Origin of the sequence: Persicitalea jodogahamensis (assembly GCF_014651615.1) — a bacterium.
GTDB classification, from domain to species: Bacteria; Bacteroidota; Bacteroidia; order Cytophagales; family Spirosomataceae; genus Persicitalea; species Persicitalea jodogahamensis.
In genome coordinates this window covers 217,183-244,126 of record NZ_BMXF01000001.1, presented here as the reverse complement: position 1 = coordinate 244,126, position 26,944 = coordinate 217,183, and the positions used below count along the sequence as shown (strand labels likewise).

General features: G+C 51.8%; 27 protein-coding genes and 1 tRNA gene. 12 read left to right on the top strand and 16 right to left on the bottom strand.

The window, feature by feature from the left end:
- Positions 1–13 precede the first annotated feature (13 nt).
- Positions 14–1,096 (bottom strand): Gfo/Idh/MocA family protein, encoded by a 1,083-nt coding sequence (locus IE117_RS01015; protein WP_189562496.1) that lies wholly within the window; start codon positions 1,094–1,096, stop codon positions 14–16.
- Between the two features lie 67 nt (positions 1,097–1,163).
- Entirely contained in the window at positions 1,164–2,843 is a 1,680-nt protein-coding gene (locus tag IE117_RS01010) for a hypothetical protein (RefSeq protein ID WP_189562495.1), read from the bottom strand.
- A 195-nt stretch (positions 2,844–3,038) separates the two neighbouring features.
- Between IE117_RS01010 and IE117_RS01005 the strand changes: the two genes are divergently transcribed.
- The 8 genes from IE117_RS01005 (at position 3,039) to IE117_RS00970 (ending at position 10,798) form a co-directional block, all read left to right on the top strand.
- On the top strand, positions 3,039–3,608 hold the full coding sequence (locus tag IE117_RS01005; protein ID WP_189562494.1) for an RNA polymerase sigma factor: 570 nt from the start codon (positions 3,039–3,041) through the stop codon (positions 3,606–3,608).
- On the top strand, positions 3,580–5,247 hold the full coding sequence (locus tag IE117_RS01000) for an outer membrane beta-barrel protein (protein WP_189562493.1): 1,668 nt from the start codon (positions 3,580–3,582) through the stop codon (positions 5,245–5,247). Before IE117_RS01005 ends, IE117_RS01000 begins: the two co-directional genes overlap by 29 nt.
- 168 nt (positions 5,248–5,415) lie before the next feature.
- Positions 5,416–6,627, top strand: coding sequence for a serpin family protein (locus IE117_RS00995; protein WP_189562492.1), 1,212 nt, complete (start codon positions 5,416–5,418; stop codon positions 6,625–6,627).
- 228 nt (positions 6,628–6,855) lie between these two features.
- Positions 6,856–8,169, top strand: a complete 1,314-nt coding sequence (locus tag IE117_RS00990; RefSeq protein WP_189562491.1) for an LVIVD repeat-containing protein — start codon at positions 6,856–6,858, stop codon at positions 8,167–8,169.
- Between the two features lie 44 nt (positions 8,170–8,213).
- A complete protein-coding gene (locus IE117_RS00985; RefSeq protein WP_189562490.1) occupies positions 8,214–8,807 on the top strand; it encodes a hypothetical protein in 594 nt (197 codons plus the stop codon).
- A gap of 26 nt (positions 8,808–8,833) precedes the next feature.
- On the top strand, positions 8,834–9,304 hold the full coding sequence (locus IE117_RS00980; RefSeq protein ID WP_229580149.1) for a hypothetical protein: 471 nt from the start codon (positions 8,834–8,836) through the stop codon (positions 9,302–9,304).
- Positions 9,305–9,341: 37 nt separating this feature from the next.
- A complete protein-coding gene (locus tag IE117_RS00975) occupies positions 9,342–9,803 on the top strand; it encodes an META domain-containing protein (protein WP_189562488.1) in 462 nt (153 codons plus the stop codon).
- A gap of 116 nt (positions 9,804–9,919) precedes the next feature.
- Positions 9,920–10,798, top strand: coding sequence for a TraB/GumN family protein (locus tag IE117_RS00970; RefSeq protein ID WP_189562487.1), 879 nt, complete (start codon positions 9,920–9,922; stop codon positions 10,796–10,798).
- Between the two features lie 72 nt (positions 10,799–10,870).
- Here the strand turns inward: IE117_RS00970 and IE117_RS00965 are convergent, their stop codons facing one another.
- From IE117_RS00965 to IE117_RS00945, 5 genes are all read right to left on the bottom strand, one after another.
- A complete protein-coding gene (locus tag IE117_RS00965; RefSeq protein ID WP_189562486.1) occupies positions 10,871–11,965 on the bottom strand; it encodes a WD40/YVTN/BNR-like repeat-containing protein in 1,095 nt (364 codons plus the stop codon).
- A gap of 37 nt (positions 11,966–12,002) precedes the next feature.
- On the bottom strand, positions 12,003–12,452 hold the full coding sequence (locus tag IE117_RS00960) for a DUF1572 family protein (RefSeq protein WP_189562485.1): 450 nt from the start codon (positions 12,450–12,452) through the stop codon (positions 12,003–12,005).
- 28 nt (positions 12,453–12,480) lie between these two features.
- Entirely contained in the window at positions 12,481–13,098 is a 618-nt protein-coding gene (locus IE117_RS00955; protein WP_189562484.1) for a DUF4159 domain-containing protein, read from the bottom strand.
- On the bottom strand, positions 13,095–13,769 hold the full coding sequence (locus tag IE117_RS00950) for a Uma2 family endonuclease (RefSeq protein ID WP_308439255.1): 675 nt from the start codon (positions 13,767–13,769) through the stop codon (positions 13,095–13,097). The genes IE117_RS00955 and IE117_RS00950 overlap by 4 nt, the downstream gene beginning before the upstream one ends.
- A 134-nt stretch (positions 13,770–13,903) precedes the next feature.
- Positions 13,904–15,247 (bottom strand): chloride channel protein, encoded by a 1,344-nt coding sequence (locus IE117_RS00945; RefSeq protein WP_189562483.1) that lies wholly within the window; start codon positions 15,245–15,247, stop codon positions 13,904–13,906.
- A gap of 156 nt (positions 15,248–15,403) precedes the next feature.
- On the opposite strand from IE117_RS00945, the gene IE117_RS00940 reads away from it, so the two are divergent.
- Entirely contained in the window at positions 15,404–15,964 is a 561-nt protein-coding gene (locus tag IE117_RS00940) for a YqgE/AlgH family protein (protein ID WP_189562482.1), read from the top strand.
- Between the two features lie 72 nt (positions 15,965–16,036).
- Here the strand turns inward: IE117_RS00940 and gmd are convergent, their stop codons facing one another.
- Entirely contained in the window at positions 16,037–17,149 is a 1,113-nt protein-coding gene (gene gmd / locus IE117_RS00935) for a GDP-mannose 4,6-dehydratase (protein ID WP_189562481.1), read from the bottom strand.
- A gap of 18 nt (positions 17,150–17,167) precedes the next feature.
- Positions 17,168–17,749: an SPOR domain-containing protein gene (locus IE117_RS00930; RefSeq protein ID WP_189562480.1), complete on the bottom strand. Its 582-nt coding sequence runs from the start codon at positions 17,747–17,749 to the stop codon at positions 17,168–17,170.
- 109 nt (positions 17,750–17,858) lie between these two features.
- On the opposite strand from IE117_RS00930, the gene murB reads away from it, so the two are divergent.
- Positions 17,859–18,875 carry a UDP-N-acetylmuramate dehydrogenase gene (gene murB, locus IE117_RS00925; RefSeq protein WP_189562479.1) on the top strand — a complete coding sequence of 339 codons (1,017 nt, stop codon included), beginning with the start codon at positions 17,859–17,861 and terminating at the stop codon, positions 18,873–18,875.
- 82 nt (positions 18,876–18,957) lie between these two features.
- Here the strand turns inward: murB and IE117_RS00920 are convergent, their stop codons facing one another.
- Both IE117_RS00920 and IE117_RS00915 read right to left on the bottom strand, forming a co-directional pair.
- On the bottom strand, positions 18,958–19,866 hold the full coding sequence (locus IE117_RS00920) for an ROK family protein (RefSeq protein WP_189562478.1): 909 nt from the start codon (positions 19,864–19,866) through the stop codon (positions 18,958–18,960).
- Between the two features lie 80 nt (positions 19,867–19,946).
- Positions 19,947–20,657 carry an SDR family oxidoreductase gene (locus IE117_RS00915; RefSeq protein WP_189562477.1) on the bottom strand — a complete coding sequence of 237 codons (711 nt, stop codon included), beginning with the start codon at positions 20,655–20,657 and terminating at the stop codon, positions 19,947–19,949.
- Between the two features lie 61 nt (positions 20,658–20,718).
- Between IE117_RS00915 and IE117_RS00910 the strand changes: the two genes are divergently transcribed.
- Both IE117_RS00910 and IE117_RS00905 read left to right on the top strand, forming a co-directional pair.
- Complete coding sequence (locus IE117_RS00910; protein WP_189562476.1) at positions 20,719–21,447, top strand: MlaE family ABC transporter permease; 729 nt, start codon at positions 20,719–20,721, stop codon at positions 21,445–21,447.
- Positions 21,448–21,534: 87 nt separating this feature from the next.
- Positions 21,535–22,281: an ABC transporter ATP-binding protein gene (locus tag IE117_RS00905; RefSeq protein WP_189562475.1), complete on the top strand. Its 747-nt coding sequence runs from the start codon at positions 21,535–21,537 to the stop codon at positions 22,279–22,281.
- A gap of 20 nt (positions 22,282–22,301) precedes the next feature.
- On the opposite strand, the gene IE117_RS00900 is transcribed toward IE117_RS00905, so the two are convergent.
- The 5 genes from IE117_RS00900 to rbsK form a co-directional block, all read right to left on the bottom strand.
- Complete coding sequence (locus tag IE117_RS00900) at positions 22,302–23,816, bottom strand: oligosaccharide flippase family protein (protein WP_189562474.1); 1,515 nt, start codon at positions 23,814–23,816, stop codon at positions 22,302–22,304.
- 176 nt (positions 23,817–23,992) lie between these two features.
- Positions 23,993–24,637 (bottom strand): TetR/AcrR family transcriptional regulator, encoded by a 645-nt coding sequence (locus tag IE117_RS00895; RefSeq protein WP_189562473.1) that lies wholly within the window; start codon positions 24,635–24,637, stop codon positions 23,993–23,995.
- Between the two features lie 253 nt (positions 24,638–24,890).
- A tRNA-Gln gene (locus tag IE117_RS00890) sits at positions 24,891–24,961 on the bottom strand.
- Between the two features lie 72 nt (positions 24,962–25,033).
- Positions 25,034–25,918 carry an ACP S-malonyltransferase gene (fabD, locus tag IE117_RS00885; protein WP_189562472.1) on the bottom strand — a complete coding sequence of 295 codons (885 nt, stop codon included), beginning with the start codon at positions 25,916–25,918 and terminating at the stop codon, positions 25,034–25,036.
- An 81-nt stretch (positions 25,919–25,999) separates the two neighbouring features.
- A complete protein-coding gene (gene rbsK / locus IE117_RS00880) occupies positions 26,000–26,920 on the bottom strand; it encodes a ribokinase (protein ID WP_189562471.1) in 921 nt (306 codons plus the stop codon).
- Positions 26,921–26,944: the final 24 nt, after the last annotated feature.

Genomic DNA, 26,944 nt, shown 5'->3' with positions numbered 1-26,944 from the left:
AACCGTAACCGCTCTACAAAGCCACTACCTGCCCGGTGCGCACTGATTCGTCGCAGGCGAAGGCAATGCGAAGGCTGTTCACGGCGTCGGCCATGTGGTCGGTCAAATCAGTGTTTTCACGAATGGCTTTCAGAAAATAAATTTGTTCGCGGTCGCATAACTCCTGATGATCGGGTTCGTCGGCGAGATTGATCCAGGTATCTTCCCTGGCAAACTTGTCGTCACCATCGAGAGCAGCATGGTGGTAACGGATAGATTCCGTTTTGGTGTGGGCTTCGATGGATGATGATTTGCCCGCGCCACCGGCGTCTTTGGCTACGATCGACACCGACCCCTTCGGCCCGATGACATCTTTGACAAAAAAGGCAGTTTCACTAATCATAGGCCCCCAGCCCGCCTCGTACCAGCCCACGGAGCCGTCTTCGAAGCGAATCTGTAATTGGCCGTAATTGTAGTTTCCCGCCGGAATATCCTCCGTGAGCCGGGCACCAATGGCATTGACCTGAACGGGCCGGGAGCGTGTCATCTGACACATCACATCGATGTAGTGCACACCGCAGTCCACAATGGGACTCAGGCTTTTCATCAGGTTGCGGTGTAAAGTCCACATGTCGGTCTGGCTCTGCTGGTTGAGGTTCATACGCATCACCAGTGGTTTGCCTAATTCGTGCGAAAGCTCGACAAACTTCTCCCACGATGGGTGATGCCGCAGAATATAACCAACCATTAGTTTTTTTCCGGCTTTATTGGCCGCCGCCACGACCCGCTCCGCGCCTTCCACAGAGTCGGCCACGGGTTTTTCGATGAAAACGTGGCAGCCTTTAGCGAAGGATTTCACAGCAAACTCTTCATGGGTGTCGGGGTAGGTCGAGATGCAGACCGCATCGGGCTGGGTGGCTTCCAGCGCTTCCTCGAAGTCGCTGTACAAAGTATAATTACCGCCCAGTTTTTCATTTAACCTTTCCTTGCTTTTTCCCGTCGAGACTAGGCCGCAAATTTCGAAGCCATCAAGGTTATGGTAAGCGGTAGCATGGGATGCGCCCATGTTTCCACAACCTACTACTAAAATGCGCAAAGATTCTTTCTGATTACTCATTATTTGGGGTTTTACAGTCAAGCCGGAGAACGGCTAAAAAAATTAAAGGGTTGCGAAAGTTGTGACGCTATTTCTTTCCCCGCCCGATGACAACATCTTTAATCCCGACAAAGATCGTATGCCAAATCAGATTAAAGAAGGACTCATCCTCGGCCCGCAGTACTTCTCCTTCACCGACGCGGATGGGGCGGCCTTCTCGCGGATTATTCTCGTTCAGCACAATGTTGTTGGCTACCCGAGAGAGAAACCCGCGCTTTTTGAGTCTGCCTGTTTCGTCATCCACTTTTAATACATTCACTTCCAGATTATCGTATTGGAGCTGCAGATTGATCGATGACTGAACGCTGTTGGCATTGATATTAAAATCCAGCTTAGACACCCGTCCTGACTGCACCGAAGCCTTGGCGAGGGCTTTGGTAACACCGTTGACCTTAGTCATATCAAAATCGCTCATTTTGCCCCCACAGCTAAAATCTCCCGCTCGTGAAGCCAGGTTAAATACGAAGTAAGCATTGAGCTTACCCGTCCCCATAAAGCGGGTATTGACGTTAACGCGGCATCTTGGGTTTTTCTTCACCCAAGCCGAATCGTTGGTCAGGTTAGTGATGGTGCCATTGGTGCCGTCAAAGTAGACCGCTCCCCGTTGGTCGGTCTTGGGGTTCAGCTCTCCGTAGCGAACACGGGTACTTTTGAGATAGACCTTCTCGAAGCCTACCTTCGTTTTAGCTTTTAACAGCAACTGGTGCGGGTAGAGGTAGCTTTTCCGGGAAGGATCGGCCGGGTAACGCTTGTCCTTGTCCACGTCAATCAGGCCGGCGTCGATGTCGAGCCTTTTGGCAAAAAGCTGGCGGTCCATCAAAAATCTTTTCACGTCTACCTGGGTTGCCTTGATGTCATTGAATTCTAAATCCAGGCGGTCGGCCGCATAGCCGGCAGCGCGGCTGAACTCGTTTTTGGACAAGAGTGGCTTGTAAAGTACCTTCTTTACCTGTAGCGTACTATCTTTGGAAGAAAAGCTCAGCTCGGCCATCTTGAAAATATACTGCTTATTGCCCGATGGCAATTCCAGTCCCTCAGCCCGCAGGCTAATGTCATCGGAGAAAAACAGACGACTCGTGTCCTTCTCCGACTCTTCATCCAATACAAACCCCGTCACGTCCAGATAGAGCTTTTTCAACTCGCTTTTCTGGGGTTCTTTCGACGTGTCGCGCCTGTCTTCAAAAGTGAAATCTACATTATCGAGACTAATTTTGTCAATTCGAATCGAATTCAGGAGTTTACTGATCAGTTCGTAAGGAGATTTTCTGGGCTTATTTTCATTATAATCCTTCGGGTCATGGACAATGTTCGCCACAGGACGGTTGATCAGGACTCCACCCATGCGCAGCGACTTAAAAAACAGCAATTGCCACAGCGAAATACCCCTTAGTTGAACACGCGCTGCCTGCAGGTCAAAGAGGTCGTTGGGAGCATTCTTCATTTGTACCAGCTGTCGATACACGGTAGAATCCGGCGTCAGCTTCACGCCCCGTACCTCAGCGTTGCCCAAAGGAATATTGATATCAATACCATCATAGCTAATCTGGTACAAGCTGTCGGAAGCATTGACCACTGACTCCCGCAAGGCATTATCCAGTTTGTCTTTAAAAAGTACCGGTAGCCACCAGGATAAAAGCAACCCCAGCAAAAACAAGCCCCCTCCCAGGCCGAGAATCCAGAGTAGCCATTTTTTATAGCGAGTTTGCATGGAGGTATCTTTATTGTTGATATTGTTGATGTGTTTTGATCAATAGCCCTACTTCGTGCTATTGTGCCTCCGAAAAGCAACAAAGCTATCTATTCCTCACGTTATTAAAAAAACTTCCCATCTATTCCAACCTTTTATCCCTGCGCGGGCTCTTACCAGAGTTAACGAGCCAATCGAAGCACCCCTTACCTTCGGATGATAGAAAATGAACAGGAACTGGTAAACGGCTGTCGCCAAAATGAGCGAACCGCCCAAAAACGTCTGTACGACGTTTTTGGGGGAAAAATGTTCGCAATATGCCTGCGCTACGTCAAGAACCGGGCCGATGCAGAAGATGTATTACAGGACGCTTTTATCAAAATATACGAGAACATAGGTACTTTCCGGGGTGATTCGCCACTGCTCTACTGGATGAAGTCCATCGTTGTCAACACGGCATTGAAACACATCCGGAAACAGAAATATACTCTGGAACTGAACGACATCCATACCTACGACAACCATTTGTCCGACGCCGAAGTCACACTTTCAGGCTTCCAGATGCAGCAGCTCCTGGAGTTTATCCACGAACTACCGCCGGGCTGTCAGACCGTTTTCAACCTCTACGCCCTCGAGGGCTACCAGCACGGCGAAATCGCCGAGCTGATGGGCATTTCGGAGGGTACTTCGAAATCGCAGTATTCGCGAGCCAGAGGTCTTTTACAAAAAAAATTGAACCAAGAACAACGATTCGACAATGAATCAACCAGAAAAACACAAATTTGAGCAGGAGTGGCAGCGGGCCTTCGAGTCCGCTGCCGAAACTCCGCCACCTTCGGCCTGGGACGCGATAGAGAAGCGTCTTGACGGAGAGAAAGCCGTGGTTTTGCCGCTTGTATGGTGGAAAAATCCAAAGGTATGGTACGCAGCGGCCGCCGTGGTGGCGCTACTGCTGGTGAGCTGGCCGATCCTGCAAACCAGCACTGAGGTTAGCGAAAGAACCGCCACACAACTGGCTGACAAGAAACCGTCTTCGGATAGCCAATCCAGTAAGGCAAGTTCGCCGGACATGTCAACTCCCGGCGTAGTGTCGCCCGATTCTGAATTGGCCAGCGCGGAAAATCTCCCGTCCGGAAGAAAAACGCACGAGCCGGAGGTCAAGACCGAGAAAGAACTCGTAGAGGTGCCATCAGCACCAGTTATCGAACCGCGCGAGCGCATAGCCGTCGGGGCCGCTCGTCAACCGGAGGCAGTTTTCTCGCAAACTCCTGCTTTGCGCTTCGAAAAGTCTGGTTCCTTCCTCGCAGATTCCCCGTCAGTGGCAGAAAAAGGCATCAGGGTTACGACTATTGAAACTCCCCAAAAGAAAACGCTCTCGAATCCCACGCCGCCTCTTGGTGCATTCACGCTGGGTACGCCCACGGTCATTACCATTACGCAAAGTACCCGTAAAATTCCGGCCGGATCTGATCCGGCTGACGATATGGAGCGGGTTATCATGGGTAGTTCGACGGTGCCGCTGCGCACCCCGACCCTGACGCAATCCATTGCTGCACTGGCGCCCGTGGATGAGTTGGGAGAGTTGAACGCTCGTTTTCACCAGCCTTCGGTGCGGAATGATTTGGCGGTTTTGGAAGCGGCCGCCGTCGCTCGGCCCAAGCGTTCGCGGGTTCGGGAGTTTTGGGCCGGCCTGGGCCTGATGCCTGCAGCCTTCAATCCCAAAATGAACGTTACTTCGGCCCCCGCAGCTTTTGCCAGTGCCAACGCTGGCCGCCAGGCCCTGTCCAATTCCAGTCAGGCGCAGCTTTCCTACGCCGTGCAGGCGCAAGCGGGCAAGCAATTATCCAAACACTGGTCTATTGAAACCGGCCTGAGTTATTTGCAGGGAAACTCGACTTTCGCCAGCGATGGCTACGTGCTGGATGCTGTTACGAGCCGGAGTTCTAATGTACTGGAGGATGCCCTATACTCAAATGCCTCGTACAATGGCGACTACTCTGCTGCACCCAGCACTAGTTCATCCTTCGACAAATCCACTGGCTCGTACATCGACTTTGACCAGCGCACCAGCAATGATTACCGCTATATTCAGCTTCCTGTGCAGGCAGGCTACACGCTCAACCCGGACGGTAAGCTAAACTACACCGTGCTGGGCGGTGTGGTGGCCAATTTATTCCTGCAAAACGAGCTTAAAACCCAGGCGGGTTATGTATTCGCAAATACCGCCAACGATGGCTTGTACCACTCCCTCAACTGGTCGGCGGCTACAGGTGTGCGGGTTAACTACCGTCTGTCGGATCACTGGAACGCCAGCCTGACGGGTGCGTACCAAAAGGCCATCGCTTCCATTCTTAAAGGTGACGGTGTTCTCGACTCGCGTCCCCAGCTTTACGGTATGGCGTGGGGGGTGAGGTATGTTTTTTGAAAAAATTCAGGCGCGGTTCCAACCTTTTTGTCAGTAAGGTTCTCTTAGGTGTATAGCAAAGAGTGAGTAAAGGTTTAGAGACTTTCGGCCTGCAATCCCAAACTTATTAAACTATAAGAGTGAAACCGTAATCTCTTTCCTCTTCAACAAAAAAACATTCTATTAGCCATGAAAAAAATATTTGTTTCCATTACGGCACTAGTTTTCAGCGTATTTCTTTGGCAATGCGGTAACGATGGCGTTACGCCCGAGCCGGGGCAGCCTGTACAGGTATCGGCAGACATAGCCGCCCGCACGACTGATTTTGCCTTTGATTTTTTCAAGAAATTCCAGGCTACGCAGCCCGCGAACGAGAATATTTTCGTTTCGCCGCTGAGTCTGCACATGGCTCTGGGAATGCTGCTCAACGGAGCTGAAGGTGAAACCGCGCAACAAATTTCGAAATCCCTGAAAATGGAAGGCGTGTCTCAGGCTGATTTGAACCAAGCCTACCAGGCATTGCTCGAAGGCTTACCTAAAGCCGATCCAAAAGTACAACTTGGACTTGCCAATTCGGTCTGGTACCGCAATACTTTCAAAGTAGAAGATAATTTCCTGAACGTGCTGCGCCAGTCGTTCGATGCCGAGGTGGCCGGATTGAACTTCGACGATCCTAATGCCAAGGATAAAATCAATGCCTGGGCCAGCGATAAGACTAATGGTAAAATCAAGAAAGTGATTGACCAAATCAAGCCCAGCGACGTCCTGTTTCTGATGAACGCGCTCTATTTCAAGGGCGACTGGCAGATACAGTTTGATCCAAACAAGACCAGTGACGCCCCCTTCCTTCTGGCTGACGATGGCGAGAAAACAGTGAAAATGATGCGTGTGAAGGAAAAATTCAAAGTTACGCAACGTAATGATTTCGCCGCTGTTCAACTACCTTATGCTGCTGGCAATTTCAATCTGACGCTGCTGATCCCTGGCCCGAATTCTCAGGTAGATAAAGTGATTGAAGGATTGAGCGCCAGTACCTGGAATGAATTGCAAACCGCAATGCGGGAGCAACAGGTGACCGTAGGGCTGCCGCGTTTCACGCTCGAATACGACGCCAAACTCAACGATGTGTTGCAGACCATGGGTATGGCCCGCGCTTTTAGCAATCAGGCCGAGCTTGGCAAAATCAATCCAACTGCCGACCTTTTTGTCAGCCTGGTAAAGCAGAACACCTACCTGGGTATCGATGAGAAAGGAACCGAAGCCGCCGCAGTCACTACGGTGGGTGTGGGCTTAACCTCCGTTCCGGTGGAGCCATACGTTGCCGACCACCCGTTCGTACTGATCATCAGCGAAAAAACGTCCAATACCATATTGTTCATGGGTAAGATCATGAACCCATAAGGCTATCAAAGACTAAGCGTCAGCTACCGCTGACGTTTTCGGGGTGCGTTATCGTCCGAGAGCCCTGCTTTCGGACGATTTTGTTCTTCCTTGTAGGGTCGGACAGCCGCTGCTGCGAACCCCTGTGTTCGCCCGATGGCTGGCGCACGCTAGGCGAACGCATAGGTTCGCCTCTACAAATCAACCTATAAACGATTCAACACTATTTCACCTAAACCTCTACCAACCATGGAAACAATGCTACGTACCGCTGGCATCCTGCTGATCGCCCTGAGCGTGTGGTCTTGCAACGACAATTGCACCGAAACCCGCGTCAGGCGGAACATGACGCCGGTCACGATTTCACTTCTGGAGGTCCGAAAGGATTTGAGAACCGAAGCCCCGCGCGCGCTTGAACATCCGGGAAAGATTTACGTACGCGACAAGTACCTCTTTATCAATGAAGTGGCCGAAGGACTACATATCATTGACAATAGTGACCCGGCCAACCCACGCTCGGTGGCCTTTGTAAAGATTCCGGGTAATGGTGATATGGCGGTGCGTGGCAATATCCTGTACGCCGACAGCTATTCCGATCTGGTGGCGCTGGACATCACTGATCCCAAGAACCCCAAAGAAGTGAGCCGCGTGGAGGAAGTATTCCGTAGCGGCCAATTTGATGGAGGTACCTGGAACTATAACCCAAGCATCCGGGCCATCAACGCCCAGAAAGTGACATTCGTCACCGAAACCATCCAAACCAACTGCGAAGACAATCCGACTCCCAATTGGGGTTGGGGCTGGAACAGCGTTTTTGCGATGGCCGATGCTTCATTCTTTCGGAGTGCCAACACGAGCTCTGCCGCACCTACCAGTGGCGGGGGCGGAGGTGACGGACAAGGCGGCTCGATGGCACGTTTTGCCTTATACGATAAGTACCTTTACACCGTCGGTCAGAATGAACTCAACCTTTTCGACGTATCCACACCAACCAAACCTGCTTTCTTCTCCACCGTTCAATTGGGGTGGGGCATCGAAACCATTTTTCCGTACAAAGACAAGCTGTTCATCGGCTCCACCACGGGCATGCACATCTACGACAACAGCAACCCGGCCAAGCCCGAGCGGCTGTCGATCTTCCAGCACGGTCGCGCCTGCGACCCGGTGGTGGTGCACGACGACGTAGCCTACGTGACGATCCGTACCGGAACTTTCTGCGGCGGCACCCAAAACCAGCTCGACCTGGTGGATATCCGCGACCTCAATCGTCCGCAACTCATCAAGAGCTACCAGATGCAGAATCCGCACGGACTGGGTATCGACTTCCCGACACTTTATCTCTGCGAGGGCGAGCACGGCCTGAAAGTCTTCGATGCCAAAGACCCATTTAACGTAGACAGTCACCTGCTTTCCCACTTCCAGAAAATGGATGCCTACGATGTGATTCCGCTGGGTAAAACACTCATGATGATCGGAAAAGACGGACTCTATCAGTTCGACGCCAGCGACTCGAAAAACCTGCGGCAATTGAGCAAGATTCCGGTTGGAAGTCCGGCGATTTAACGACTCTCGGAGCTCAACTACCGGCTCGCAAGACTTGACATTTTATGAAAAAAATACTTGTTCTTCTGATTATGCTTACGACTACGCTCCCGACCTGGGCGCAGGAGACTGCTTTCAAAAAGCATTACCTCAACCAAACCGAGGTGGGCATCATGCTGGGTCGAGTCAAAGCTGATCCCTACGCTCAGCAGGGCGGCAGCGGGCAGGAAATTATCCAGAACCGCACCAACCTGACGCTACAAATGCTCAATGGTATTCAATACTCATCCCGGCTCGGTGTGGGCATCATTACCGGAATTGACTGGTACAATTCGGCGCTCATCAATCCTATCGGTGCAGGACTACGTTACGATTTGGCGGGCAAGAAAACTACCCGCCTCTACGCCAGCGCCGACGCAGGCTACGGTTTTACTTGGTTTCACGACGATGCCGAAGGCTACGATACCAAAGGCGGCTTGATGCTCAACCCAGGTCTGGGGCTACGCATCGGGAAGCCCGAAGGCGCGGCATTTACGCTGGCGTTTTCGTACAAACACCAGGAGGCAACGGTAGAGAAGCCGCCCTTGTGGGATCAAAGTTCGCGCACTGAAGATCGGAACTATAATCGCTTTCTGGTACGATTGGGTGTGGCCTTTTGATTCTTTTAATTAGTGGACAATCGATAATGAGAGGATTCCTTGTAACATTTCTGTCTCTTTTGCTCCTGACATTTATTGGGTGCGAGAAGAAATCCTTTATACTGCATCCGGTTGATTGCGGGACAGAGCTTACATTGGAGGGAACGTGGCGTTTGAACGCATACCGGAAAACCGACAGCGAACCACTCAAAACAGATCCCGAACCGAATGGCCGTGGTGTAGTTTTGACATTTAGCGAAGAGGACGGAACGGGGAAGTTTGGGGGACATACCTACGTCAACTCCGTGGGCGGAAACTACCAGAAGAGTGATTCTTGTGGTCTTGGGGACTTTACCATCTTTTCCACTTTTGCCACGGAAGTGTATGAATCCTCCGAGTGGAGTAGAAACGCTTTGAATCCTCTGCGTGGAAAGGTAACCTACGGTCGGACGGAGGAGAAGCTCTACATTTACCACAATAAAACGTTAGTAGTAATGGTGTTTTCGAAGGCGAAGTGATGAATTACAGACCTCCCTATAAAACACTGATTCTGAAATGAAAAGACTGACATCTATTTTATTTTTCCTTCTACTCCTGGCATTTGTTGGATGCGGCAGGAAATCCTCGGTGCTGCAACCGATCGGTTGCAAAGCCAACTCCACATTTGAAGGTACCTGGAAGTTGAATGCTTACCAGAATCTCAGCGATGGAACGCTACAACCCGATCCTGACCCCGATGGCCATGGCGTGGTGCTAAGTTTCGCGGAAGACGGTAAATCGGTAAGTTTCAAGGGGCATACGGTGGCGAATGCCGTAAGTGGAAGCTTTATCAAAGACGGATCGTGCAACTTGGCAAACAGTGTTTTCGGAGGCACCAAAGTAGGCGAGCCGACGCAGTGGAGCAACAAGGTGTGGTCAGCTATGAATAGCGTAGTTTCCTACGGCCAGAATGAGGAAAGTCTTTTCATCTACTTTAACGACAGGACGGAGGTGATGATTTTTTCAAAAGTAAAATAGCAACGGTATTACAAGCTGGCTTAAGGTCCCCGGATTCTTTTCGGGGACCTTTTTTTGTAAAGCGAAATGGTTTCCTTGTTAAAAACGTTTGAGAAACAAACCAGCCAAATCCGAAAATGCCAAGTACCAACGCGAAATACCTCTTTGCCTTTCTGCTAAGCCTGACTTTGGTTACGCTCCGCGCCCAGGCTCCCACCGAATCTTCATTACTATGGAAAATTGAAGGCAGAAACCTTTCACAGCCCTCGTACCTCTACGGAACTATTCACCTGATTTGTCCCAACGACTTTGTGCTGACCGACACACTGAAAGGCTGTTTGAAACAAACGGAGCAGTTGACCCTGGAAATTGACATGGATGATCCGGGCATGATGATGGCCATGATGAAGGGCATGGCGATGCAGGAAGGAAAACAATTGAAAGACTTGCTGGATGCCAAAGACTATGACCGCCTGAATGCCTACTTCAAGGATTCAGTGGGCATGAGCATTGCGCCCTTCGAGCGGGCCAAACCCTTCATGCTGATGAGCGTCCTGCTCAACCGCGTATTGACCTGCCAGCCGCAATCGTATGAGATGTCGCTGATGGGCTTAGCCAAGAAACAGAAAGTAGAGGTAGTTGGTCTGGAAACGGTCGAGGAACAGATGGCCGTTTTCGACTCCATTCCTTACGCCGATCAGGCCAAGATGTTGGTCACGCTTATGGACAGTCTACCGCAGGCGAGGGAAGAGTTTAGCAAGATGGTCGAGGTGTACAAAAAACAGGATATCGCCGGATTGTATGATATGACGCTGGAAAGCGTTTTTGAGTTGGAAAATCAGCAGGAAGTGCTGCTTACTGACCGCAACAAGCGCTGGATTCCAATCATAGAAAAACAGGTTGCTGATAAACCAACTTTTATCGCCGTGGGAGCCGCGCACCTTGGTGGTGAGGATGGGGTCATCGCGCTGCTGCGTCGGCAAGGGTACAGCGTCAGTGCCATTCCGGGACGTTGACTGAGAGATTAGCCGTTAACGAAATCAAAATTGGGCTTAGTCGGGAACCACTTCATTATAAAAAACAGCTTCTTACCTTTTCCTCCGTTCCTTGGGAAACCTCTCAAACTTCCCCACCAGTCCTTTCCCGCCCACGGCATAGCCAGCCGGGCCGGCAAAGCTCACGGCATGGAAAGGTTCCTCTGAAAACATTGCCCAGGTTTTGCCAAAGTCTCGTGAATACCCGCTACCCGACGCCCCAACAGCCACCAAACGATAACGGTGCTTCGTCGGGCGCTGCCCGCCCGCGTAGTTTACAAATTGCGAATGGAACAGTCCGACGGCTTCTTTCAGTCCCGGTGGGGTCATTGCGCTGCTGAGTTGCCAGGAGGCTCCGCCATCGCGGGTGAGTAGCACATTCGGCGTATTTTTAGCAACATCTGCATAGTCACCCCCCACAGCGATGCCGTGTTTGTTGGACCAAAACTGTAAGCCGAAAATACCGCTGGTTGGCCCGGCGGGTAGCGGCGTTTCCGACACTTGCCAGCTTCTGCCGTTATCATCAGACCGAAGTACCCGTGCCATTTTCGCCCCGCCCGTACCGATGAAAACCTGATGCTTGCCCACAGTCAGCAAAGAAGAGTTACTGGCAGCAAAGGCAGCTTCTTTTTCCAGCGCCACGGGACGGCTGTCGCGCGGTAGTTCCTGCCAACTACGGCCCCCGTCGTCGGTGGTGAGGATAAAAAAATGCCCGTCCACCGGATCGCCGAAGCAGATACCTTCTTTTTTATTCCAAAAAGAAACACCATCGAGAAACACGCCGGGCTGGGTAGTTTGGTACACCAGCTGCCAGGAATCGCCGCCATCCTCGGTACGGTAGATTCGCGCTTTGCCCTGCTCCGCAACTCCGGCGCTCATCGCCACCGCCGTTTCCCGGTCGAATCCATAAATTCCCCGAAAGTCAAGTGAGTCGGCATCGCGTACCTTCATGATGTCCCATATTTCGCCACCATCGGTGGTACGCAGCACCGTGCCGCCGCTGCCACCAATCCAGCAAACATTCGGTTGCGGAGCGTGTACCGCCCGGAAGTTGGCCTGAGTGTCCAGTTTCAGGACGCGCCACTGCGCCGAAGCGGGCAAACCAAGCACCAACATTAAAAGGAGAGAAGATAAAATTTTGACGTTCATAGCATGAATTTGGTAGCAACGCTTCAAGCTCTTGGTTTCAATTATCCAAAAGCCTTCTGTGGTAGTTAATCTGGCCCAAATGGTAAGCCAAGTGGGTAGAGAGGTGAATCAAGAAATACTCCGTTGACATCTTATCCTTGAAAACTACCTTCTGATATTCCCTCTCCATTTGCTCTGGGGTAAGGCCGTCCAAAGTTATCCCGATCATTTCGATAGTTTTGATAATTTGCTCCAAAAGTGCATCCCGCGGAACACCTTTGCCCGCAAACTCAAATTCCCGATTCCTTACATAACCCGTGGCCCCGAGCTCCGCCCCGATGAAAGTATTTAGATTTCCCACCAAGTGCAGACAAAGGTTACCCGCCGAATTGGTGATATTTTCCTCGACACGCCAGATATTTTCCTCCTTCTGATACGCCTCTATTTCTGATTTCAGCTTGGCGAGGTCCCGGCTGAACAAAGATTTTAGGGTTGCAGTCAGCGTCATTCTTTTGATAAGGTTTATTAAGAGTACATTAAGCCGTCAAGGCGTACATGATGATATTTACTCCAAATTTGGTATTGTCCTCAGCCAGAAAGCGTTTGTTCCGAAAATCGTAGTCCCATTCGCAGCCGTAATCCTTATTGCTGTAAAGTATCCCGATGCGCCCATTGACGGTCACCGCCTTAAGGTAGTCGTGCACTAGGTCGTCACCCCAACCGTTCAATTCAAAGGAAGTAGTGGGGGGGCCGTCTTTGAACTGAAAAAAATTGGAGTAAATCGGGTGATCGTTTGGGATTTTCTGCAAAGCCTTCGGGCCGAAAGTACGGTCCATTTCCTGCTCGAACGACTTGGCGAACAGCCCGTCAATATCGTGGTTGCAATCGTCCACGAACACGAAGCCGCCGTTGGACACATACTGCTTGAACGATGCTCGCTCCGCCGCCGAAAACTCCACCAACTTGTGGCCGCTCAGATAGCAGAACGGACTCTTGAAGATTTCAGGACTACCAAGCTTCACTACCTTCTCTTTCTCTTCCACAGGCAGCGTGGTGTACTCCACCAGCGAATGCAGGATATTGGAGGGCATCCGCTGATCGGTGTCCCAATCACCGGAAGTGTATTGAAGGCGGGTGAAAGTGAAAGGCTTCATCTAGCCATAAGTTCTTGCAGCGCGTCCATATTGGCTTTTTTATCAAAAATAGCGCGCACCGGAATCGTAAAGCCTTCCACAACTTCGGCGCTCAGCATGTCGTTAGCGTCGTCGTACAGCACAGCGGCTTTGGCAAAGGCCATCGTCCCCTCATCCAGCGTGTACTGTTCCACCGCCTTGCGTACCGGGTCGATGATCCAGTATTCGAGCACGCCGTGGGCAGCATAATCTTCGAACTTCACTCCCCGGTCGCGGCCCGTTGTGCTTTTGGAAAATACCTCTACGATTAAGTCGGGGGCGGGATGCTCCGTTTGGTCGTCGCTGAAAGCAGCGGCCGTCTTGGCATTCCAATAGCAAATGTCCGGCTCATAGTCGTTCCGTGTCAGGCCCACGAGGGCTTTTTCAGAATCGACAACGCCCAAGTCGTGGCGCATCACGTGGTTTAGTAGCAGATTTTCCAAATACTTGGTCGCATCCAGATGTCGCCGCTTGACGGGTGAGTGCATGATTACCTCACCGTTGATGAACTCAGCCTTCACATCATCCGTCAGCCATTCGCGGAATGCCAGGCGGCGGTTGGATTCATCGGCCAGGATTGCCTGCGCCCGCTCAATGACAAGCAGGGCATCGGGGGCTTCCAGAAGATCGTTTACCCGGTTTTCGAAGATCATAAGAATCGAGATGGATTACTATGATAACGGCAAATCAGAAAATTCTGACGCGCCACTTTTTCTCAAATATAAAAAGGAATGGCGGTAAGGACAATCGACATGATGAGAATAGCGCCGATTAGAACAAAACCCAGCTACAAGAATGCTTCCTTGGCCCGTTCGTAAAAAGATTTTTTGTCGACGAGGTACCCGGCCAGATTGGCAACCATAGCAGCCAGCAACAGATAAAAAATGGCCCCGTGGCGGTCAGTCATCTCCAGCACCAAAATGGCTGATGTAAACGGAGAGCGTGTCACGCCCGTCAGGAACCCTACCATGCTTACCAGAATCACCAGGTTGTAGTTGATGGCAGCCAGCCCCAGCAGCGCCGCCAGACCAGCCCCAAGCGTAGCTCCTGCACTAAGCGACGTGGCAAAAATCCCTCCCGCGCCTCCACTGTGGTAGCTCAGGATCGGTCCAAGGAACCGGGTCGGAAAGTCATACCATTCGGTACTTTTCTGATCGGAAAAAAGGAGGTGATTCATCATGTCTTTCCCGCTGCCACCTGCCTCGGGGCCCGCCAGATAAATCATAGTGGCAAACAGGAGCCCGACGCCCGCCACGAACAGAATTTGTTGCTGTCGACTTTGAACGAAACGGCCTTTCCAATCTGCGACGGCCAGCAATACCCGGGTCATCATGGCGCCGGCCCAGCCCGCCAAGGCTCCCGCCAGCAACACTACCCCAACAAAGGAAATTCCTACGGGCGAAATTTTGGGATAGCCCAAATATAGATAAGGTCCCAGCAACGCCTGAGCAGTCATACCCGCGATGATGACCGAAGCAAACACTGCCGTGCGGAAATAGGTGATGTGGGTTTTGGTCAATTCCTCCACCACGAACACAATTCCGCCCAGTGGCGTGTTGAAGGCTGCCGCCAACCCCGAGGCCCCACCCGTTACAAGCATAATGCGCTTGGAAACCTTAGGCCAGTAGTCGGGCAGGAGACGGTTGACGAAGCGGAAAATAGATGCCGATATTTGCAGCGTCGGTCCCTCGCGGCCAATAGCCCCCTGACCTAACAGCAAACTCAGGCTGCTCACGATTTTTACTAAGGCGATACGAAGGCCCAATATCCTATCCACCCGCTTATCCTGCCGTGGGTTGGCCAGCTCGATGGACGCCATAAGTTGCGGAATACCACTGCCCCGCGCCGCCGGCGCGTAACGATCGACAAGCCACCACGATAGCAGGAAGAAAGTGGGAGCCGTCACAAAAATAGCCCAGGGAGCGTCCTCCACCAGCAGTTGCCCTGCGCGCTCAAAAGCTGAGAACAACTTCTCGTAAGCTACCGCGACAACACCCGTGAGTAACGATGCGATCCAGAATGGAACGGCCTGTAAAGTGATCGTGCGGATTTCCTGATTGATAACTTTACGCCGCAACCAGGCTGCGCCATCCACGAGCTTATCCACCGACCACCAAAATCGTTCACGCATGAGATTTCATTGCCCGCTTGGGCGGACTATTTACGGATTGTGAGTGAGCGGCGGGACAATTTTAGGCTCTTTTTTTCGTGAAAAAAAGGAATAGGGAATTTCAATTTTTGAAAATTCAACCTATCTTACCTACGAAAACCAATCACTCTCCACGATATGCCAACTACCACGAATGCCACAAAAGGCAGCATGTTGGTCGCCGAGCCGTTTCTGGGCGATCCCAATTTCGACCGCAGCGTCGTTCTGCTATGTGATCACAATGCGCACGGCTCTTTTGGCTTTGTCCTCAATCAAACTACCGACGTAATGCTTGGCGACGTGTTGGAAGAAACCATTTATCAGGACATACCGCTGTACCTGGGCGGTCCGGTTGAGAAAAACACGCTGCATTTTGTCCATCGGCGCCCCGACCTGATCGAAGGCGGCGGCAAAATAGCGGAGGGGGTGTATTGGGGTGGCGACTTCGAAAGCGTGAAAACAATGCTCAACCTAAGTCAGCTGACTCACGAGGACGTGCGCTTTTTTGTGGGCTACTCCGGCTGGGGCGGCGGGCAACTCGAAGACGAACTTGCGCAAAAAGCCTGGTATGTGACACCCGGCAAATCGGAGTTTATATTCTCCACTCCCACCAAAGGCTTTTGGCGAGAGGTACTCAAAGACATGGGAGGCAAGTACCGGTCCATTGCACACTATCCGGTAGATCCGTCGTTAAATTAAAGCGACAAAGCCACGGAGATCACGTAGCAATACACTGCTGCGTGATCTCCGTGGCTTTGTCGCTTAATAGCTCTACTCAAAGTAATTCAACACCCGGTGCCCGCTGCTTTCCAGTAGTTGATCTTTCTTAAAGAGATTAAGATCAGCGGCTACCATATCATTTACCAGCGCTTTGAGATCATATTTGGGTTCCCAACCTAGCTTGGTCTTCGATTTGGTTGGGTCACCGATGAGTAGTTCCACCTCAGTGGGGCGGAAATAGCGCTCGTCGATGGCTACTACCTCTTTGCCCACGGGCAGCTGGTAGTCGGGGTCGTTGCATTTGACTACGAAACCTTTTTCTTCCACGCCTTCACCTTTGAATTCCAGTTCTATGCCTGCTTCGGCGAATGACATGCGCACGAAGTCCCGAATGCGGGTAGTTTCGCCCGTCGCGATCACAAAATCTTCGGGTTTTTCCTGTTGCAGGATCAGCCACATGGCTTCCACGTAGTCCTTGGCGTGCCCCCAGTCGCGTTGCGCGTCAAGATTTCCCAAATAAACCTTATCCTGCAGGCCCAGCGCGATGCGGGCAGTGGCACGGGTAATTTTGCGCGTCACGAAAGTTTCGCCGCGCAATGGCGACTCGTGGTTGAACAGAATGCCATTCACGGCGAACATGCCATAGGCTTCGCGGTAATTGACTGTGATCCAGTAAGCATACAGCTTGGCTACTGCGTAGGGCGAGCGCGGGTAAAAGGGGGTAGTCTCAGACTGTGGCACTTCCTGTACCAAACCATAAAGTTCGGAGGTGGATGCCTGGTAAATCTTCGTTTTCTCGGTCAGGCCCAGCAGTCGCACCGCTTCCAGAATACGCAGCGTGCCAATACCGTCCACGTTAGCCGTGTATTCCGGCTCATCGAAACTTACCTGCACGTGCGACATCGCCCCGAGGTTGTATATTTCGTCAGGCTGCACGTCCTGAATGATGCGAATGATATTCGTCGAATCGCTCAGATCACCGTAGTGGAGATGAAAACGGACGTTTTTCTCGTGGGGATCTTCGTAAATATGGTCGATCCGCTGGGTATTGAACAGTGACGTCCGACGCTTGATACCGTGGACTTCATAACCCTTTTCGAGGAGCATTTCGGCCAGGTAGGCGCCGTCTTGCCCGGTAATTCCAGTAATGAGTGCTTTTTTCATGATATTCTGTTTTAAGAATCAATATTTGGGGACGTCGTCGGATGCTCTGATTTGCAATCCTTTCTTGATTTCCACCCGATCGGGCAGAACAACTGCTGCCGGATATTGCTGGCGGATTTGTTCCAGGTAATCATCAGCATCAGCACGGTACATAAAGTCTCCGGCCTTCACCCGATACGTGGGCGACGAATAGCTGACGTAAGGGTATAGTTCGGGAAAAATCTGATAAACGTAAGATTTGGCCGCATCGGCCTCCTGGCGGGTATTGCCCACATAGAGTTGCACCCGATATCCATTGATATAGCGGATAGCTCTGTTCTGCCGGGCCATGGTGTCCAGCACAGCCTCAACGCGCTTAGTGACGTAAAGCGGCTCTTCGGTTTTGGCAGGCCGGTACTTTACGGGTTCTTTTTTCTTTTCTTTGGGGGGCTCTGCGGCTTCAATCACCGGTTCCACATAGGTATACCGGGGTCGCACGCTTTCCAGGTTATCCTCATAGCGGTCTTTTGCCGAAGTACCGACGGATTTCTTGGCACAGCTCGTCGTTCCCCACATTCCGGCGGCCATCAGAAGCAGCAGGATTATCTTTTTGAAAATCATCGGTAGATCATTCAGAAATAACGCACAAACATAAGCAAAAACGAATAAAACTAGCGAGTTCGCGCTCTTGCGCCACTATTATCTACCTTTGTTTTTTGAAAAAATCTTCATGGAAATAAAAGAAAACGTATCACTTCGGCCTTACAATACCTTCGGATTCGAGGCCAAAGCCCGGTATTTCGTCGCAATTACCTCAGTCGGGCAACTTCAGCAACTCCTGATTGACCCGCGCTGGGCGGCCACTCCCAAATGGATCCTGGGAGGCGGTAGCAATGTGCTGCTGACCCGTGATGTGGACGCGCTGGTTATTCGTATCGAAATCAAGGGAATAGAAATAGTTCACGAAGATGACGATCAGGTAATGCTGCGCGTAGGCGCGGGTGAAAACTGGCACGGCTTCGTGCAGCACTGCGTGGAGCAAGGCTATGGTGGCGTGGAGAATCTGTCGCTGATCCCCGGTACGGTAGGCGCGGCCCCGATGCAGAATATTGGTGCCTATGGCGTGGAAATCAAGGATATTTTTGAAGAACTGAAAGCCGTCGAAACTACCACCGGTATTTTACAGACGTTCGATGCGGAAACTTGCGCCTTTGGCTATCGCGAAAGCGTATTCAAGACGACTTTAAAGAACCAGTACATCATTACTTCGGTCACCTTCCGCCTGCAGAAAAAGCCCGTTTACAACGTTTCTTACGGCGATATTCAAAAAACGCTGGAAGAGATGGACGTCTCCGAACTCTCGGTACGCGCAATCAGCGAAGCCGTGGTCAAAATCCGCCAAAGCAAACTACCTGACCCTGCCCAGATCGGCAACGCGGGTAGCTTTTTCAAGAATCCGGAAATACCGAAAGCGCAGTTTGAATCACTGAAAACCGACTTCCCTACCCTGCCGGGCTACCCCGTCGGCAAGGCCATGGTGAAAGTTCCGGCAGGCTGGCTCATCGAGCAGGCGGGCTGGAAAGGCCACCGCACGGGCGCAGTGGGCGTACATGACCGTCAGGCGCTGGTGCTGGTGCATCACGGCGGAGGCACGGGGCAACAGATCAAAGAACTGGCAGCAGGGGTGCAGGCCTCAGTGGAAGATAAGTTTGGCATCCGGTTGACGCCCGAGGTGAATTTTGTCTAAGAGCCGTCGGCGGGCAGCAGTAGTCTACCGGTTTTCCTGTATCGCCAAAAGTACTCAAGCCACAAGCTAACAGCCGATCGCCCTACTCGAAACACAACGAAGCGGCCCCAAGCAATCCGGCGTCGTTGGCCAGCGTAGCCCGCTTCACACTCAGGTTTTTCAGGTAGTGTGGCGTAAGCCAGTAATCAAGCTGCCGATTGACGGCGGGCATGATGAAGTCGAAGGAAGCCGAAATTCCCCCGCCAATCAGAATAGTCGTGATGTCCAGGATACGTATCATCGCTACCAGACCATCGCCCAGCATCGCCCCCATTTCATCGAAGATGCGCAAAGCCAGTTCGTCGCCTTCGGCAGCGGCAGCCACCAGGCCCGTCGTGGAAATAGTACCATCGGTGGGCAAATGGGTCTCGCCCTTATAGGCGGCGCGCATTTCGGTAGCCATTAGCAGCAGTTCCACCTTGCCGATGTTGCGCTCAAGTACCCTACCGTGGCGCGAAGGGACATGGCCTGGCTCCATAGCATTGCCGCCCCCGCCTTTGAACACCTTCTTATCAATAATCGCCGCTCCGCCAATGCCCGTGCCGAGGGTGACGAAAATATAATCCTCGGGTAGTTTTTCCTCCCCAAAATAGTATTCTCCCAGAGCAGCCGCGTTGGCGTCGTTCTCGAGAAAAAACGTATGGCCGGGAAACCTGGCCGAGAGTTCGGGGATGATGCGGATACCGTCGATCTCGGGGATGGCGGTAATTTCGATGAGGGTGGTACGGTCACGGGTGATGAGACCCGGCACGCCAATACCCGTACGCTTGACGTGCGGCTCCTCTAACAGCTGCAGGGCGATGGCATCTCCCAGGCGCTCGACAAAGTGGCCCGATTTGCGCCAGCTGGCGGTATCGTGGCTATAAAAGTTAGAGATTCTGCCATCTGTAGCATCCACAATGCCCATTTTGACGTTGGTGCCGCCTACGTCTATGCCAAGGTACTGATCCATGAAATTCTGTAAAGTATGAGGTAATGTATAGGGAGTTTCTGGCGGGAAAGTTAATAATTAATCGGCCAATCCGCCTAATTTTAGCTAATATCACCTGCTACGGGCCGCATCAGAATCTCTTCAATTACCGCCGCAGGCGATAAGTTGTAGGCCGACCAGATGCTCTCGGCTACGTCTTCGGCCCGCATGAAGCGCGATTCCGGCAGATCGGTACCCGCCCAACTCGCGGTAAGCGTCGGTCCGGGTAGTACCGCCGTGACTTTTATGCCGAAAGGCTTCAGCTCTTCCCGAAAGCCCTTGGTCATGCCATAGAGCGCGAACTTGGAAATAGCGTAGGAGCCGCCATTGGGATAGGCCATCAGACTGGCTGTGGAACAAATATTAAAGATATGACCGGCCTTCTCGGGCGTCATCTTTGGCAACAGACCGCGAGTGATATGGTAGGCGCTGTAAACGTTGGTTTCGATGGAACGTTCGAGTATGCCCTCGGGTTCTGAATGGAGTTGGCCAGGAATGAAAACCCCCGTATTGTTGACCAGCACTGCCACAGGCTGGGCCAGTGAATCGACGTAATCCACAAAGTCGGCAGTTTCATTGCGCAGAGAGAGGTCTGCTTGCTTGATCAGGAGCGAGACATTGGGAAACCGGGCCTCTGCCTTTTCACGAAACTCTTCCAGGTCATCCATCTGGCGGGCACAGGTGACTACATCAAAGCCCCCGGCCAGAAAACGCTCGGCGGTGGCGCGGCCTATCCCCTTGGTTCCTCCGGTGATGACAGCTAACGGGTTCATTTTTTTGTTTGGGTCTAATTTTTCTAATTTTCCCGAAATTATCGGATAAAGATCACAATACATGGCAATCATCGGCAAATACTTCATTTTTTTGGGAGCGCTCTTCACGCGTCGGGAAAAAATGAAGGTCTATTGGCGTCGCTTTATGGAAGAGTGCGTGGGGATCGGCACCAGTTCGGTATTGATCGTAGCCATCGTCTCCACCTTCATCGGCGCTGTGTCCTGCATCCAAACGGCCTACAACCTGGTGAGCCCCATTATTCCTACTTCCACCGTCTCGCTGGTAGTGCGCGACATGGTGATTCTGGAACTTGCCCCTACCATTACCTGCATCGTACTGGCCGGAAAAGTGGGTTCCAACATTGCCGGCGAACTGGGCACCATGCGTATCACCGAGCAGGTGGATGCACTCGAAGTAATGGGCATCAATTCGGCGTCTTACCTGGTGTTGCCCAAAGTACTGGCGGCAATGATCACCTTCCCCATGCTGGTCATTATGGCGGCATTTCTGGGTATTCTGGGCGGCTATATAGCGGGCACACTTACGGGCGTCATATCACCACGTGATTATGTTTACGGCATCCGGGATGGCTTTGTCCCTTTCAACGTATTTTTCATGTGTGTCAAACCCGTGGTCTTTGGCTTCCTGATTGCTACTATTTCGGCTTATCAGGGGTACTTTACCAAGGGTGGCGCGTTGGAAGTGGGGCAGTCAAGTACCCAGGCTGTCACCAGCAGCTGTATCGCGATTCTGGTGGCGGACTATGTGCTGGCTCAGCTGTTTTTGTAATTTTTTGCTAGATTTTGGACGTTGGAGACTGGACATTGGACTCATCCTAATATCCAGCGTCCGGCATCCAATCTCCAACGTCCACTTATGATCGAAATAAACAATATTGCCAAATCCTTCGGCGACAAAGACGTGCTGATGGGCATCAGTTGCAAACTGCGTCAGGGCGAAACCAACCTGATAATCGGCGGAAGCGGCACGGGGAAAAGTGTGCTGCTGAAATGCATTATCGGACTGGTCCGGCCCGATGCGGGAGAGGTACTTTATAACGGCCGCAGCTTTTATGGTAGCGACAAGGAAGCGCAGCAAGCCATCCGCCGCGAAATGGGGGTACTGTTTCAGGGCGGCGCACTGTTCGACTCCCAGACCGTACATCAGAATGTTCAGTTTCCGCTGGATATGCTCACTTCTCAGTCGGCAGAGGAGAAGCGCGAACGCGTGGAGTTTTGCCTGCAGCGTGTGGGACTGGAAGGAACGGGGAAGCTCATGCCATCCGAAATCAGTGGCGGTATGAAGAAACGCGTGGCCATTGCCCGTGCCATCGTGATGAATCCCAAGTACCTCTTCTGCGACGAACCCAATTCCGGTCTTGACCCACTTACAGGCGTGAAAATTGACGAGCTAATCCGCGAAATCACCGACGAGTACCAGATTACCACCCTGGTCATTACGCACGATATGAATTCCGTGATGGAGATTGGCGACAATGTCATTTTCCTTCAGAAAGGCAAGAAGCTTTGGGAAGGCGATAAGGATTCCATTATGCACTCCGACGTGACGGAGCTAAACGAATTCGTCTTCTCCAATAAACTACTGCGTGATATGCGGGAGTAGCTTATTACGAATCACTCAGGTTAACTCTTTCCCAAGTACCGCTGGAAGCGCGGGGGGAGCGCATTGCGCTCTATCAACAGAATCACGCCAGCGAACACCATTAACCCAAACGCGCCCCCTGCTAGCTCTACCCAAAAGTTGTAGCGGGGCAGCAGCCCGGCCAGATAAACGATCATCGCCCCGCAAAGCACGTAGCCCAGCGCCGATCCCACTTTGTAGGGGACGGGGTAGTACTTTTGTCCAAATAAATAGCAAAGCGTTGTCATCACCACCGATGAAGCGGCAAAGGCCAGGGCACATCCCAGATAACCCATTCGGGGTACCAACAGAAAATTGAGCAAGGCCGTGACGGAAGCTCCTGTAACCGTTAGATAAGTACCATATTGGGTTTTGTCAGTAAGCTTGAACCAAGTGGCCAGGTTGTAGTAAATCCCCAGAAACAGAAAGCCCAGCAGTAGCCACGGCACTACCGGCAAGCCTTCGTGATAGATTTTCAGGCGGAGGAAAATGTCGGCCAGCACGTTCAGATTCAGACAGATGCCCACCCCCATCAGCACACACACGATCACGAACCATTTCATGACCTCGGCGAATACTTCCGGGGCGTTTTTATCTTCCGCTTTGGTAAAGAAAAAGGGCTCAGCAGCGTATTTGAACGCCTGTATCGCCAGATTCATGAAAATGGAAAGCTTCATCGTCTGCCCATAAATGCCGATGGCGTCGCGGGTCGTGCGTCCGGGATAGAAACCATTGGGCAGCAGGTACTGCAGGAACATCCGGTCGAAGAGCAGGTTGGTCACACCTGCTATGTTCATGATCATGATGGGCAGGGCGTACACCCAAACCGGACGAAAAATCTTCCAATTCCACACGAATCGAAAATCCCGCAGTTCCTGCCTTAAAAACCAGAAAAAAGTAAGGTTAGCTATAAGGTTGGCCATTACGATGTAAGCCGCCGGGGTATCCGGAACATAAATCAGTTCCACAAAAGGCCGTAATGCGGGCAGGTACTCTCCTTCGTAGATGTTACGGCAGAAAACCAGGAAGAAGACGTTCAGACCGATATTGAGCAGAATGTTGGTGATGCGAACCCGGACAAACTTCTTGGCCTTGCGTTCGAGCCGGAGGCGGGCAAAGGGAATGGCCATGATGCCATCAGTGGCCATGATGAGGGCCATCCACCGCACCAGCGTCACTTCCTCAGGGTACTCGATTAGCCGGGCCACGGGTTCGGCAAATGCAATGATCAACGTAGAAAGCAGTACGCTGACCACTATTACCGAACTCAGAATTAGATTATAGTAGGCTGGCTTGTCTTCCTCTTTCCGGGCAAAGCGGAAAAAGGAGGTTTCCATGCCGAACGTATAAATAATGAAAAAGAACCCGGCATAGGTGTAAAGCTGCACCTGAACGGCCATCAGCGATGGGTCGAAATCCGAATAGATGAATACCAGCAGGTAGTTCAGCAAGCGGGCCAGCATGGTACTGACGCCATAAGTGGCTGTATCGCCCGCTAATTTTTTTAAGATACTCAATTATTTAGTAGATCGTTGACAGTGAAAAGGTGGGGTACTTCCTGGCGACAACGCCATATCATCGTCAGGGATTTGAGCCTAAGTGTTACAAATGTACGCGGCTTGAAGGGCTTTGCATAAAAAAAGGCTTTTTCCCAAGGTCGGGAAAAAGCCTTTTTTCGAAAAAACACATAAGCTTACTTTTTATCGAGTGCTTCAAAAATGTCACCGACAACTTTCTCGATGCGCTTGAAGCCTTCATCGGATTGCAGGTCCACATCCATCATCTTGTCACGGTAGTCCGCTGAGACAGTTACGTGATAGATTCCTCCCATCAGCAGAGCTACCAATGCGTTGGTGTCTTCGTAGTTAGGCAGCGAGCCTACCTTCTCGATCATGCGCGCCCCTGTGTCGTTGCGCACATCAGTCAATACTGCCTTACCCAGGCCGATTTCCCAACGCACCAGGTCGCGGGTGGCTTTACGCTCACGCAGGTCATTCATGGCGGTCGTCAGGACATCCGTCCACACCTTCGAGCGTTTATCGGGCGCCGGCTTTTCCATATTATCGATGTACTTATGGCTCGAAGTGGAGGTGTATTCACCTGTCTTCACGTACTGCTCCATAAGACCATCTACGCCACCGAAATAGCGATAAATCAGCACTTTGTTCACATCAGCTTCGCGGGCAATCAGGTTTACCCCTACTTTCTTGGTGCCGTACTTCTCGATCACCTTGCCAACGGCTTTCAGAATACGGCTCTTTGTGCGCTCACGGTCGCGCTTCTTCACTTTTGCTTTTGCCTTGGTTTCGGCGACTTTCGCCTGTTTTTCAGTTGCCATTTTACGGACGTTTTAGAGTGTATATTAGTATGATATCCTACCGGTTGTAGCCGATTGGGCCAACAAGGTACGGAAAAAGTTTACTTAAACAAGAATTTATCGGAAGTTACTATAACCCAAAAAAAGAACTATGCAAGGCGAGCCGGGCCTTCCAAATGAAAAGAATTTCTCGGAAATATGATAGGTAATCGAGGCTTGGCAAAAAGAAAAGCCCCGTTCCATTGACTGGAAACGGGGCTTGCATTTACAAGTGTTGGCGGGCAAGGATTCGAACCCTGACTAAGAGAACCAAAATCTCCTGTGCTACCTTTACACCACCTGCCAATTCTGTATTTGGTGGTGCAAAAGTAAGCGGAATGATTTTATGTGTCAAGCATTAGTTTAAAAAAATTAAATTTAAACTACCGAAACCGCAGAAACTTCGACCTCTGGGGCTATCTTCTTGACCAGCCCCTGTAAAACTTTCCCCGGCCCGCATTCGATAAACATACTTGCTCCGTCACGCACCATATTCTCGACCGATTGTGTCCAGCGCACAGGAGCGGTAAGTTGAGCGATGAGATTGGCTTTAATTATATCTAAGTCTTGCGACGCTGATGCGGTGACGTTCTGGTATATCGGGCAAGGCATGGCTCTGAACGTGGTTCCGGCGATGGCCTGCGCAAGTTCTTCACGGGCAGGTTCCATCAGCGGCGAATGAAATGCTCCACCCACCGGAAGGGGCAGGGCGCGCTTGGCTCCGGCCTCTTTCATTTTCTCGCAGGCTATCCGGATGCCCTCCATTGTCCCCGAAATCACGATTTGGCCGGGACAATTGTAATTAGCCGCCACAACTACCTCATCGGTAATCGAAGCGCAGATTTCCTCCACCACTCCATCGCTCAACCCAAGGATGGCGGCCATCGTGGACGGTTGCCGCTCGCAGGCTTTCTGCATGGCGTCAGCCCGCTGGGCCACCAGTTTCAGTCCATCTTCAAAAGCCAGCCCTCCGGCGGCAACCAGCGCCGAGAACTCGCCCAGTGAGTGTCCCGCTACCATATCGGGCGCAAAGTCGTCGGCCACCGCCGCCAGTGCCACGGAGTGAAGAAAAATAGCGGGCTGCGTGACGTTGGTCTGTTTTAATTCCTCATCCGAACCCTCGAACATGATTTTCGTCAAGCCAAACCCCAGAATATTGTCAGCCTGATCGAATAGTCCTTTGGCTTTGGGAGAGTTTTGGTATAGGTCGGCTCCCATGCCTTTAAACTGAGAACCCTGACCGGGGAATACGTATGCTTTCATTCGTTAATGATTGATTATTGATTGAGTGAATTGTAAATGGGTCAATGCAGCGGCAAAGAAAAGGCTTTGGAATTTAAAATCTTACCCCATCGCTGTTTCCACTTCCTCCCGCGACGGAATAGATGGCTGCGCCCCCATGCGGGCGACGGATAGGGCCGCGGCCTGGCAGGCAAAGGCAGCACCATCGGCCAGCGACTTCCCTTCGGATAGCGCCACGACCAATGCCCCGCAGAACACGTCACCCGCCGCCGTGGTGTCAATGGCCTCGACCATTGGGGCAAGTACCAACAAATCAGTAGTGGCATTGTACAGAAACGCACCTTTTGCCCCCAGCGTGATTACCACATTTTCGACGCCTTTTTTGTGCAGGATACTGGCGGCCTCCCGGACAGTGTTCGTATCTGTAATGGAAATGCCCGTCAGTAGTTCGGCCTCGGTTTCGTTGGGAATAATGAGGTGGATATTTTTTAAAAATTCGTCGTCGAGCCGCTGGGCGGGTGCCGGATTCAGAACTACCTTCAAACCTTTACGGGTGCATTCGGCGATGGCACTTTTTACGGTATCCAGCGGAATTTCCAGTTGCAGCATTACCCATTCCGCATCAGGCATCTCTCCCAGGGCGTCAGAAACCTCTCCTGCACTGAGGTTGGCATTGGCGCCGGGCGCCACCATAATGGAATTTTCTCCTTCATCATCCACGCCAATGAGTGCTACGCCCGACGGCGCTTGTCTGTCTTGTAAAATGAACCGTGTATCCAGGCCCGCTTTTTCGAAAGCCTGGATGGCTTCGCGGCCGAAAACGTCGTTGCCGACTTTGGCGATAAAAACTACCTGCCCTCCTCCCGTCTGCAATCGCTGAGCGGCCATAGCCTGATTGGCCCCTTTACCGCCGGAATTCATCAGGAACGTGCCGCCAAGGACGGTTTCACCCGGACCGGGTAGTTGGGCAGCCTTCACGACCATGTCGGTATTGGAGCTACCGATGACGATAATCTGGCTCATTTTTGAGTGAGTTGATTGCTTGGG

Coding starts and splice junctions, on each gene's coding strand:
- IE117_RS01015 (WP_189562496.1), bottom strand. CDS start 1,096: ATGAGTAATCAGAAAGAATCTTTGCGCATTTTAGTAGTAGGTTGTGGA.
- IE117_RS01010 (WP_189562495.1), bottom strand. CDS start 2,843: ATGCAAACTCGCTATAAAAAATGGCTACTCTGGATTCTCGGCCTGGGA.
- IE117_RS01005 (WP_189562494.1), top strand. CDS start 3,039: ATGATAGAAAATGAACAGGAACTGGTAAACGGCTGTCGCCAAAATGAG.
- IE117_RS01000 (WP_189562493.1), top strand. CDS start 3,580: ATGAATCAACCAGAAAAACACAAATTTGAGCAGGAGTGGCAGCGGGCC.
- IE117_RS00995 (WP_189562492.1), top strand. CDS start 5,416: ATGAAAAAAATATTTGTTTCCATTACGGCACTAGTTTTCAGCGTATTT.
- IE117_RS00990 (WP_189562491.1), top strand. CDS start 6,856: ATGGAAACAATGCTACGTACCGCTGGCATCCTGCTGATCGCCCTGAGC.
- IE117_RS00985 (WP_189562490.1), top strand. CDS start 8,214: ATGAAAAAAATACTTGTTCTTCTGATTATGCTTACGACTACGCTCCCG.
- IE117_RS00980 (WP_229580149.1), top strand. CDS start 8,834: ATGAGAGGATTCCTTGTAACATTTCTGTCTCTTTTGCTCCTGACATTT.
- IE117_RS00975 (WP_189562488.1), top strand. CDS start 9,342: ATGAAAAGACTGACATCTATTTTATTTTTCCTTCTACTCCTGGCATTT.
- IE117_RS00970 (WP_189562487.1), top strand. CDS start 9,920: ATGCCAAGTACCAACGCGAAATACCTCTTTGCCTTTCTGCTAAGCCTG.
- IE117_RS00965 (WP_189562486.1), bottom strand. CDS start 11,965: ATGAACGTCAAAATTTTATCTTCTCTCCTTTTAATGTTGGTGCTTGGT.
- IE117_RS00960 (WP_189562485.1), bottom strand. CDS start 12,452: ATGACGCTGACTGCAACCCTAAAATCTTTGTTCAGCCGGGACCTCGCC.
- IE117_RS00955 (WP_189562484.1), bottom strand. CDS start 13,098: ATGAAGCCTTTCACTTTCACCCGCCTTCAATACACTTCCGGTGATTGG.
- IE117_RS00950 (WP_308439255.1), bottom strand. CDS start 13,769: ATGATCTTCGAAAACCGGGTAAACGATCTTCTGGAAGCCCCCGATGCC.
- IE117_RS00945 (WP_189562483.1), bottom strand. CDS start 15,247: ATGCGTGAACGATTTTGGTGGTCGGTGGATAAGCTCGTGGATGGCGCA.
- IE117_RS00940 (WP_189562482.1), top strand. CDS start 15,404: ATGCCAACTACCACGAATGCCACAAAAGGCAGCATGTTGGTCGCCGAG.
- gmd (WP_189562481.1), bottom strand. CDS start 17,149: ATGAAAAAAGCACTCATTACTGGAATTACCGGGCAAGACGGCGCCTAC.
- IE117_RS00930 (WP_189562480.1), bottom strand. CDS start 17,749: ATGATTTTCAAAAAGATAATCCTGCTGCTTCTGATGGCCGCCGGAATG.
- murB (WP_189562479.1), top strand. CDS start 17,859: ATGGAAATAAAAGAAAACGTATCACTTCGGCCTTACAATACCTTCGGA.
- IE117_RS00920 (WP_189562478.1), bottom strand. CDS start 19,866: ATGGATCAGTACCTTGGCATAGACGTAGGCGGCACCAACGTCAAAATG.
- IE117_RS00915 (WP_189562477.1), bottom strand. CDS start 20,657: ATGAACCCGTTAGCTGTCATCACCGGAGGAACCAAGGGGATAGGCCGC.
- IE117_RS00910 (WP_189562476.1), top strand. CDS start 20,719: ATGGCAATCATCGGCAAATACTTCATTTTTTTGGGAGCGCTCTTCACG.
- IE117_RS00905 (WP_189562475.1), top strand. CDS start 21,535: ATGATCGAAATAAACAATATTGCCAAATCCTTCGGCGACAAAGACGTG.
- IE117_RS00895 (WP_189562473.1), bottom strand. CDS start 24,637: ATGGCAACTGAAAAACAGGCGAAAGTCGCCGAAACCAAGGCAAAAGCA.
- fabD (WP_189562472.1), bottom strand. CDS start 25,918: ATGAAAGCATACGTATTCCCCGGTCAGGGTTCTCAGTTTAAAGGCATG.
- rbsK (WP_189562471.1), bottom strand. CDS start 26,920: ATGAGCCAGATTATCGTCATCGGTAGCTCCAATACCGACATGGTCGTG.